Raw genomic sequence first — 10,009 nt, 5'->3', positions numbered from 1 at the left:
CCCTCCCGCCTCGCCCAAGAAAACGTCGATCCCCGCATCCCATGGCTTTACAACTTCAAACTTGACTTTCGCTTTCGCTAACCGTAGAGTCAAATTTTCTCCCCCTTATAAATCCTTGAATCTTGGGGGAGGAATAAAAGAATTTTGCAAGAGGCTCATGAGTTATAAATAATGAATCAATCCATTTAGGATTTGTACGAAGAATCGTTAGGATTAAACAATATAGACTATATGGAAAAATAGAAGAGAAAAGGTCTTTAACTATGAACTACATCGCGTCCACGACTTGGCTCATCTCCGCTTCCGTTTGATAGAAATGAGGCGCAAAACGGATGCAACCTTCCCGTTCAAAAGCGAAGATGTTGCGGCTGCGCAGTTGGGAAAGAACCGTTTCATTGGAATAAACCGAATGGGTGAAAGCCACAATGCCGGACCATTCGCCGTCGCCGCGCGGCGAGTGGCAGCGGTATCCCTTCCGCTTGGCGCCGTCGACAAGTATGTCTGTCAGGATACGGATGCGTTCGCTGATCTCCGCCGCGCCCGCCTCCAAAATCATTTCGACCGATGTTTTCATGCCCGCGATGCAAAGCGTAGGCAGGGTGGCGTATTCGAAACGGGCGGCGTCCTTCCGCAGTTCGTATTCGTAATCGAGATAAGGTACAGGCCGGGCCATCGAATCCGAACCGACGCTGGTAACGTTCACGGAAGCGAGATGTTCGGAGGCGCAATAAAAAAATCCCCCGCCTTGCGGCCCCAGCAGCCATTTTTGAGCGCCGCCCGCTGCGAAGGAGACTTGCGCCGCTTTCAAATCCACCGGCAGCGCGCCCAGTCCTTGGATAACATCCACCATATAAAAAACGCCCTTTTTCTTGCATATTTGTCCAATGGCTTCCAAATCGGCGCGAAAGCCGGTGGTGAATTGCACCAGGCTGAGCGTAAGCAGCCGGGTTCCGGGCGTTAAGGCTTGTTCGATCATTTCCGGATCGACGCGGCCGCCTTTGGGTTGGATAAGGTGAAAGATGACTCCTTTGCGGCGCAAGCGCATCCAGGGGTAGATATTGGCGGGATATTCCCCGCGAATGGAGACGATTCTTTCCTGGGCATGCCAGTCGATGCCGTTGGCAACCCAGTTGATGCCTTCCGTAGTGTTGCGAGTAAGAGCGATTTCATCCGTATTGGCGTTCATTAAGTGCGCAACGGCGCGGCGGCAGGCGGGGACGTGTTGCTGAATTTCCTTCCAGGCTTCCGGCGAAAGAATGCGGTTCAAATCGATGACGCGCTTCATCGCCTCTTCCGCGCAACGGGGCAAGGGAGATACTCCCGCATGATTTAAAAAGATTGAATCTTGCTGGGGATGGACGAATTCGTTTCTATATTTCTGCAAATCCATAGGCATTGACTCTTTGAGTAAGATTTTTGACGAATATTCGTCACCATCCCAACCGCAATTTAATCAACTCGATCAGCATTGCGGGCGCATCGCGGTGCATTCGCAGCCGGGAACAGGAATTGTCGCTCCAGACGATCGGCGTTTCCACAACCTGGAAACCCTGGCGTCGCAAGTTCCAAATCAACGCCACGTCGAAAGCCCAACCCTTGGAATGAATCGATGGACGTACTTTCCGTATGGCGTCGCGGCGAAACGCTTTGGCGCCGCATTGCGTATCGCGATAGGGCAATTGAAACATCAGCCGGACGATCAAGTTGAAAACGCGGCTGGCGATGCGCCGCGCCAATGGCTGCGGGATGGTCTGGCGGCTGTCCGGCAGCCAACGAGACCCGATGGCGGCGTCGGCGCCCGTCTCGACGCAGTCAAGCAATTTTTTAAGTTCCGGCGCCGTGGTGGCGTTATCTGCGTCGGCGAAAGCGACGATCTCTCCTTGCGCCAATTCGAATCCCTGCAAAACGGCCCCGCCTTTGCCCATCCGTTCCGGTCTGATCCACGCATGAACGAAGGAGTACTCTTTTTCCAATTCCCGCGCGATATCGCCTGTGCGGTCGCCGGAGCCGTTGACGATCAGCAAGATTTCCGTCGAATCCCTCGGCATGGAGGATTCCACGAAGGAAGCATAATCGCGCACCGTAGCGCCGATGCGCCCTTCTTCGTTGTAGGCGGGAATAATGATGGAATAGCTCATTCGTCGTCCAATGGCGTCATCGGCTTCGGAATCAACGATCGATGCGGCCGAATAATGTTTAACGTTCTTGAGGCTCTAGCAAAATTGATAAAGTAAGCTATTAAATTCTCCCCCCAAGTTTGGGAGGAGTTAGAGGGGGGTTGATTTTATTAGACTTAAAGCAACCCCTTCCTAACCTCCCCCAAGCTTGGGGGAGGAATAATGGAATTTTTCAAGAGCCTCGTTATTGTTATATTATAATCTCTCCAAAATCCGTTAATTTCCTCAAAATCTGCAAACGTTCCCGAATATCCTCTTTTTTCACGGAGACCAAGCGGTTAAGGCTGATATCTTCCACGGTGAAAGAAGCCATCACGGTTCCCACGGCGGCGGCTTGCCGCAAGGAGGCTATTGCTATGTTGCCCAACATTGCCAGGCAGCCCATCATGCCGCCTGCGAAAGTGTCCCCTGCGCCGGTGGGATCTTTGGCCGTCCGCAGTGGAATTGCCGGGACGGCGAAGATATCCTCTTTGGAAAAAAGCATTGCGCCATGCTCGCCCTTCTTGATAACGACGACTTTCGGTCCCATATCCAAAATGAAATTCGCCGCTTCCAGCAGTTTGGTTTTTCCAGAAATCATGCGCGCTTCGCCGTCGTTGACCAGCATGATCTGCACGCGGGTTATGACTTTTCGCAAAAGTTCGGGTTCGCCGTTAATCCAGAAATTCATGGTATCCGCCGCAACGATGGGATTCCCTGACATGGCGTCCAATACGTCCAATTGCAGCTGCGGGTGGATATTTCCCAAGAAGAGAAAAGGAATGTTACGATGGGAATCGGGAATTTTGGGCGAAAAATCGCCAAAGACGCCGAGTTGGGTGTCTTCGGTAATAGCCTGGTTCATATCGCCCTCGTAATAGCCCTTCCAATGGAAAGTGGCGCCGGGACGCCGCTCCAAACATGTTAAATCGACCGATTTGGATTCGAGCAATTTTTCGTGTTCAAGCGGAAAATCGTCGCCTACAACGCCGACGATGGCGGATTTCGCGAAATGGCTGGCGGAACAGGAAGCATAAACCGCCGTGCCGCCCAAAATGCGTTCGCCGCTTGCGTAAGGCGTACGGACGGTATCGAAACCCACGGAGCCGACGATGAGTAATTGGGAATTGCTCATAAGAAAACCTAATCCTAAATATAACATTGGACTCTTTGGGCGGAGTTTAAATCGCCGCCGCGAAACCATTACGCTTCAACCTGTTTGACAATCCAACGGGAAGCGGATTATCCTAAAAGGAATGCGATCAAGGACGATTGAATTCGGAAATTCGGCTTTCTGTAATGATAGGCGACAGCGCCGATGCCGCAAAGGGTTTGCGGTGAGCATTTTACGTTTTTTCGCGCCTTTTTGTTTGTTTGCGTCGATCCAAGAGAATAGAAGCATTTATGGCGAGGCGGCATGACGATAAAATGCCTGCCCGCAGATCGCGATGTCTTGACGGAGACGGAAGTTGACATAGAGTAATAAACGCGGGCCCATAGCTCAGTTGGTTAGAGCTACCGGCTCATAACCGGTCGGTCCTAGGTTCGAGTCCTAGTGGGCCCATGATTCTTTAACCTCTGTTTTCCCGCCTTTTTATTGTTTTAACCCTTTATAAATCTTCACTTGAAAAATTGCGATTTTGTTTTCAACTTCCTTAGACGGTTTAACCTCCTATTCCCTATAATTCCCTTCTATTCTCTTAAATTGAGGGGATAATTGAGGGATTGGATTTTTGGAGGCGGAGATGGGAAAGCTGGAATACGGGTTAGGGCGTCCGTAATTTATGAAAAATCGGTGGCAGATTCGGATTTATTGGCAATGGTGGTGGAATAAGTGGATATGGTGGGCTTACCGAATATTCTCCGTTGACAAAGAAGTGGATCTATTGATAATATTTTATAGAGTTGAAATGCGATGCCGATAATTGGGTTGAAGAGATTAAGAGAAACGGCAGAGAAAACCATGAAACCTCTTGAAAAAGAGTTCGAATATTATTTGCAGCATCAGGATGAATTGGTGAAGCAATATAACGGAAAGTTCGTCGTGATTAAGGGCGAAGAAGTGCTAGGCGCATATAATTCCGAGATTGAAGCGCTTCGCGAAACCACGAAAACGACCGAGTTGGGGACTTTTCTAGTGCAAAAATGCGAACCAGGTTCGGAATCTTATACCCAAGTCTATCATTCTAGGGTGGCTTTCGCATAAATGCCTATAAAACAATTCTCATTTACACAAACGTACGAAAATATTGCTAATGTAATTAAAAGCAAAGTTGTGATACATCCTGCTTTTGATCCAAGTAAACCAGGATTAAGGATAGAAGATTATCCTGGAGTTGAATTTTGGGCTATTTGGGATACGGGAGCCACAAAAAGCCTTATCACTAATGTTGTTGTAGAAAAATTAAAACTAAAACCAATTGGCGTCGCCAGAGTATGCACTGCATCAGGGGAAAATATATCGAATAAATATATCGTAAATATTGGCTTGCCAAACAAGGTTGGAGTTCCTGAAGTTATTGTCACTGAAGGAATTTTAACTGATTCCGTTGATGTTTTGATTGGAATGGATGTGATTGTAATGGGAGATTTCGCCATCACTAATAAAAACGGGAAAACGGTTTTTTCGTTTCGGATGCCTTCCCTAGAAACCATCGATTTCGTAAAAAATCCTTATAAAGAAACGCCTATTAAATTACCTCCCAAACTAGGAAGAAACTCAAAATGTCCATGTGGAAGCGGGAAAAAATATAAGCAATGCTGCGACAAAACAAGGAATCCGGCATAAAAATACTTAAGTGCGGTTAATTTAATGAGGGGCGGTTCCGTAGTGGGATTGTCCCTTTTTTGTAGGTTTTACTTATCATCTATCCAACCCACTCCCCCACGCGAATTACCTGCTCGATGTTTCCTTCCGGCGAGAGGATATCTCCCACATTGAGAATCATGCGCCCGCGACTTTCGCGTTCGATCGTTTCCGCCCAGGCGAGAATTTCTTCGTCGGGGCGGTTGGCGGCGAAAAGGCAGGCGGGAATGCCGCAGTAGGCGTATAGTTTATCGCCCAGCGCGGCGCTCAGTTCGCTAACGGAGTAGTTGCTCATAGGCGCGGGAGTGCAGCCGTCCAACAGGTCGAAACCGGTTTGCGGCAATAGGCGAAAATGACCATGCAGGTTGCCGTCCACATGGGTGGAAACGATCTTGCCCGCTTCATGAAGTATGACGCAGGCTTTTTGATAGATCGGAAGGCAGTATTTTTGATAGTGCGGCGGACAGATGAGATATTCATCGGCGTGATCGCTGACGATGACGATGCGGGCGGGAGTCTGCGCGGCGGCGCGAATCGTCTGCAAGAACGGCTCGGCTAAGCTGTCGAGAAAACGCTCCACCGCCGCCAGTTCGTCATGCAGCGCGAAGATTCCTTGATAGAGTCCCATCGCGTCGTGAATGAAGGTTCCGAAGGGAGAGCGGCCAACGGGAATGTCAATGACGCCGAATCCATCCAGCGCCTCCAACGCTTTTTGAATGCGGTCGAAACGAATGGATATCGATGTATGCCGAACCGCCCAAAGCAGGATATCCAAATCTTTAATTGTTTTGGCGAAATGTTCGGTAATGCAGTAACTGCCATCGGCGGCCAGAGTGCGTACCCGGCGCAGCTCGCCGATGGGGGTTTTTAACAGGGCGTATTCTTTACCGTTATCGAAGCGTATGTCTTGACGCCATCCGTCCCGTACTTCCTCGCGCCATTTGTAAAGATGAATTGGGCATCCCCAGCCGCAGCGCCGATAAAAATCCAGCAGCGTCCAATCCCGAAATTTCGGCGGCATATCGCGGTTTTGCCGGTGAAAGGGATCGTCGTCATAAATAATCTGCCCCGGTTCGTATCGCTGCGGCTCGCCGAGGGGAGTACGGCGGGCTTTATACCAATCGGTGATGTCGGGAAAAAAGAGAATCCGGCCCTGATAGTTTCCATGCAAAAAAGCAAAAAAACGTTCGCGGAGTAATGGCGATGGATGAGCCGTCATGGCCGCCTCTTGCGGGCAGTGGCTTTGAAAAACGTATAACAAAAAACGCCGTCGGGATGCGCCGCCGTTCTTAGTAAGGCTTGAATGCCTTTTTCCCATTCTTCTTCGTCGATGAATCCCATTTGCAAACTGTATTCTTTGACGCCCTTGACCATCGCCGTAATAGTCTTGACGGTGAACCATTCCACCCATTCCGGCCGTCCCGCGTCGGCGTAAATGAATTGCGGCTCTACGGCGATCTCTTGAAATTGAGCTTCATGCAATAAAGGATACAAGCGCCGTCCAATCAAAGAGTCGCCGCCGAGACGCGCCTGGGCGTCCACCAGGCAGTTCCACACGCGCCGCGCTTCTTCGCTGTCGGGATGGAAAAAAGCGGAACCGTGGTCGCCTTCGATAAGCGTGAAAGTTCCTCCTGGCTTGAGGAGTGATTTAAGTTTTGTTAATGCCCCCAAAGGATCGGAAAGATGCTCCAGCACGAAGCAGACGAAGATGTGATCGAACGTCTCGGCGGGGAAGGGAAGCGAGTAGATGTCGGCCTGGAGAAAATCCACGGCGCTGTTTCCGGCGGCGGTTCGCGCCAGATTAAGGGATTCCAAGGAAATATCCACGGAAGCGATAAGCGCATCGGGGTTATTTTGGATAAGGGCGGCGGTTTGCGCTCCCACGCCGCAGCCCGCTTCGAGGACGCGGCTTCCTGCGGGATAACGAACGTTGCGATGAAAAAGATCGCGCAGCATTTTGGATTGATCGTAAAGCCGTTGCAATTCTTCCTCGGCGTAGCCATGCACGTAAGCGCCCATCGTTGATTTCTCCTGGAGTCTAAGGTTGGAAAAATCCTAGCGCATGCGCTGGCGAAGAGGAAGCGCCGGGAAAAAGCGGCGCGTTATTTCTCCTTAGGCCGGTATAAAAGAGAGGCATCAATAGGGTACGAACTTGCAAATGTCATTTCAAATCTTTTACAATTTTCTTTCCAATTCTCTCCGATAATATCCGCAGAAATTTATGATTTTATACGCAATGGTTTATCTATTTCAGTATGGCGCCGATCAGGTAAATCATCGTGATGAAATATTTTGCATTGCGGAAGCCTCGCGAACGAGATTTCTCCGCCTGGATGAGACAATTCATTCTAAAATATATAAATATGAGATTTAATCATGAATATCCGCTGATGTGGATACGATAAATCAATAGAATGATTGGAAATTATTCGATTCGAGAGATAAATAATACGAAATGCCTTTGGATTTGAAGCATCGGCAGTAGATAGGATGGGAGGGTGAGCCTCCTGGCGAACCATTGCATCAATAATGCTCGGCGGGAGTCTCGCCCCAATGTCATTAAGTTAAGGTTAATATAATTTTCTTTATCAAAAAAAGGACGCATATTAGCAAGAATTGATTGAGCTTCCCCTCACCCTAACCCTCTCCCAGAGGGCGAGGGAATGGAATTGCGTTAATTTACGCCTTAACTTAATGACATTGAGCCTCGCCCTCCCCTCAATAATGTTGGTTATACTTCAAATCAAATGGAAAACGGTATTCATTCGCTATCCTAATCATGCTTTCATCCTGGCCATCTGGATTCAGACGCCTAAAAGCAATACCTTACTTTTTTCCGTTTCGGCGCTACTATAATAGGACATTGTTTGGACTTCATTACGAGTAAATGGATTTCTATTCCTATCCAATGGAGAAAGAGCGGCTTATGGCTGTCGAACCTGCGGCGTTCGCCGCTGAAAGATACGCCTATCCCGACCGGCGGGGACGGTATGGCGATTACGGCGGCATGTTCGTTCCCGAAACCCTTATGCCCGCCTTGATAGAACTGGACGACGCCTTCGAAACGGCTTGGAAAGACGCGGATTTTCACGGCGAATTCGACCGCCTGATGCGGGAATACGCGGGGCGTCCCACCAACCTTTATTATGCGCGGCGGCTCAGCGAGCATCTGGGCGGCGCGCAGATATACCTCAAGCGTGAAGACCTCACTCATACCGGCTCGCACAAAATCAACAACACCATCGGCCAGGTTCTCCTCACGGCGCGCATGGGCAAAAAGCGCGTCATCGCCGAGACCGGCGCCGGACAGCACGGCGTGGCTACGGCTACGGCGGCGGCGCTTTTCGGGCTGGAATGCTGCGTTTATATGGGCGAGGAAGATACGGTTCGCCAGCGGCTGAACGTCTTCCGCATGAAACTGCTGGGATCAAGCGTCGTTTCCGTGAGCAGCGGAACCAAAACGCTGAAAGACGCCATGAACGAAGCGATGCGGGATTGGGTGACCAACGTGCGCTCGACGCACTACGTCATCGGCACGGTGGCGGGGCCGCATCCTTTCCCCAAAATGGTGCGGGAATTTCAATCCATCATCGGCCAGGAAACGCGGCGGCAGATTCTGGAACAAGCGGGAAGACTGCCCGATTGCCTTATCGCCTGCGTCGGCGGCGGCAGCAACGCTATGGGGCTTTTTTATCCCTTTTATTACGATAAAGAAGTGAAATTCATCGGCGTGGAAGCCGCCGGTCTGGGCTTGGCGACGGGCAAGCACGCCGCCCCTCTCAATGCAGGAGAGCCGGGCGTACTGCATGGATCGATGGCTTATTTGATGCAAAACGAAGACGGCCAAATCATGGATACGCACTCCATTTCCGCCGGATTGGATTACCCCGGAGTGGGGCCGGAACATTGCTTCTTCAAAGACAGCGGCCGCGCTCAATACTCCGCCGCCACGGATCAAGAAGCATTGAAAGCCTTCGTGCTGCTGTCGCGAACGGAAGGAATCATCCCAGCGCTGGAATCGTCGCACGCCATCGCCGAAGCCATGAAACAGGCGCCATGCTTATCGAAAGACCAAATCGTCATCGTTAACCTGTCGGGAAGGGGAGACAAGGATGTGGAAGCCGCTTCGAAACATCTGAAGGGAGTCGTAGAATGAACCAGCGCGTCCTTTCGGCCGAACGCGGCTCCGCCGCCATCCAACAAGCCATACTGCGGCGACGGGAGCAGGGGCAAAAGGCCTTAATCCCTTACATTATGGCGGGCGATCCCGATCTGGAGACGACGAAAAGCATCGCTCAAGCGCTGGCGAATGCGGGCGCCGACGTCATCGAACTGGGAATGCCCTTCTCCGATCCCGTAGCGGATGGCCCTGTCATCCAAAAAGCGGGTGAACGCGCCCTGCGGCGGGGCGTAACCATGAAAAACCTGCTGCAAACCGTCAAGGAAATCCGAAACCAGTCGAATACGCCGATCGTTATCATGACGTATTACAATCTTTTTTATCATTACGGTTTGGAAGCCTACGCCCGCGACGCCGCCGTGGCGGGAGTGGATGGGCTTATCGTTCCTGATCTTCCTCCCGAAGAAGGGGAAGAATTCAGCTGTTTTTTGGAGAAACAAGGTCTGGCGCTCGTCTACCTTATCGCGCCCACTAGCACCGACGAACGGATTCAACGCATCGCTCGGCTAGCGCGCGGTTTTATCTATTACGTATCGCGCATGGGCGTTACTGGCGAGCGCTCCGATATATCGCAGGATTTGAAGGCCAATCTCCAGCGAATCCGCGCCGTTTCAGATTTGCCGGTGGCTGTGGGATTTGGCGTTTCCACGCCGGAACAGGCGAATATGATCTCTCAAGAGGCCGATGGCGTTGTTATTGGAAGCGCTCTCGTGCGCATCATAGAAGAATCTCCCGAATTTCCCGAACGGGCGGCGGCGGAATTTCTCAAACCGATCGCCGATGCGCTGCATGGATCGGCGAGATAAAATAAATCCTTTAGCGCTGTTGATTTTTGGAATTTTTTTTTGTTTAATAAAGTGATTTATT

Annotated in this window: 9 protein-coding genes and 1 tRNA gene; 5 read left to right on the top strand and 5 right to left on the bottom strand. The window is 50.7% G+C overall.

Going from position 1 to position 10,009, the window contains the following annotated elements:
* Positions 1-268 precede the first annotated feature (268 nt).
* The 3 genes from AB1656_10195 to AB1656_10185 all read right to left on the bottom strand — a co-directional run bounded on the left by AB1656_10195 (position 269) and on the right by AB1656_10185 (position 3,291).
* Positions 269-1,390, bottom strand: coding sequence for an aminotransferase class V-fold PLP-dependent enzyme (locus AB1656_10195; protein MEW6235744.1), 1,122 nt, complete (start codon positions 1,388-1,390; stop codon positions 269-271).
* A gap of 40 nt (positions 1,391-1,430) precedes the next feature.
* Positions 1,431-2,138 carry a dolichyl-phosphate beta-glucosyltransferase gene (locus AB1656_10190; protein MEW6235743.1) on the bottom strand — a complete coding sequence of 236 codons (708 nt, stop codon included), beginning with the start codon at positions 2,136-2,138 and terminating at the stop codon, positions 1,431-1,433.
* Positions 2,139-2,367: 229 nt separating this feature from the next.
* Positions 2,368-3,291, bottom strand: coding sequence for a PfkB family carbohydrate kinase (locus tag AB1656_10185; protein MEW6235742.1), 924 nt, complete (start codon positions 3,289-3,291; stop codon positions 2,368-2,370).
* A 355-nt stretch (positions 3,292-3,646) separates the two neighbouring features.
* Between AB1656_10185 and AB1656_10180 the strand changes: the two genes are divergently transcribed.
* The 3 genes from AB1656_10180 to AB1656_10170 all read left to right on the top strand — a co-directional run bounded on the left by AB1656_10180 (position 3,647) and on the right by AB1656_10170 (position 4,944).
* Positions 3,647-3,720 (top strand) — tRNA-Ile (locus tag AB1656_10180).
* A 399-nt stretch (positions 3,721-4,119) separates the two neighbouring features.
* The gene (locus tag AB1656_10175) at positions 4,120-4,362 is read left to right on the top strand and encodes a hypothetical protein (protein MEW6235741.1); all 243 of its coding nucleotides are present in this window, start codon (positions 4,120-4,122) and stop codon (positions 4,360-4,362) included.
* On the top strand, positions 4,363-4,944 hold the full coding sequence (locus AB1656_10170; protein MEW6235740.1) for an aspartyl protease family protein: 582 nt from the start codon (positions 4,363-4,365) through the stop codon (positions 4,942-4,944).
* 79 nt (positions 4,945-5,023) lie between these two features.
* On the opposite strand, the gene AB1656_10165 is transcribed toward AB1656_10170, so the two are convergent.
* Positions 5,024-6,181 carry a uroporphyrinogen decarboxylase family protein gene (locus AB1656_10165; protein ID MEW6235739.1) on the bottom strand — a complete coding sequence of 386 codons (1,158 nt, stop codon included), beginning with the start codon at positions 6,179-6,181 and terminating at the stop codon, positions 5,024-5,026.
* The gene (locus AB1656_10160; protein MEW6235738.1) at positions 6,178-6,981 is read right to left on the bottom strand and encodes a methyltransferase domain-containing protein; all 804 of its coding nucleotides are present in this window, start codon (positions 6,979-6,981) and stop codon (positions 6,178-6,180) included. The genes AB1656_10165 and AB1656_10160 overlap by 4 nt, the downstream gene beginning before the upstream one ends.
* 907 nt (positions 6,982-7,888) lie before the next feature.
* Between AB1656_10160 and trpB the strand changes: the two genes are divergently transcribed.
* Positions 7,889-9,118 carry a tryptophan synthase subunit beta gene (gene trpB / locus AB1656_10155; GenBank protein ID MEW6235737.1) on the top strand — a complete coding sequence of 410 codons (1,230 nt, stop codon included), beginning with the start codon at positions 7,889-7,891 and terminating at the stop codon, positions 9,116-9,118.
* A complete protein-coding gene (trpA, locus tag AB1656_10150; GenBank protein MEW6235736.1) occupies positions 9,115-9,948 on the top strand; it encodes a tryptophan synthase subunit alpha in 834 nt (277 codons plus the stop codon). Before trpB ends, trpA begins: the two co-directional genes overlap by 4 nt.
* Positions 9,949-10,009: the final 61 nt, after the last annotated feature.

Source organism: Candidatus Omnitrophota bacterium (genome assembly GCA_040755155.1).
Classification (GTDB): domain Bacteria; phylum Hinthialibacterota; class Hinthialibacteria; order Hinthialibacterales; family Hinthialibacteraceae; genus JBFMBP01.
This window is presented reverse-complemented; position numbering and strand designations above follow the sequence as displayed.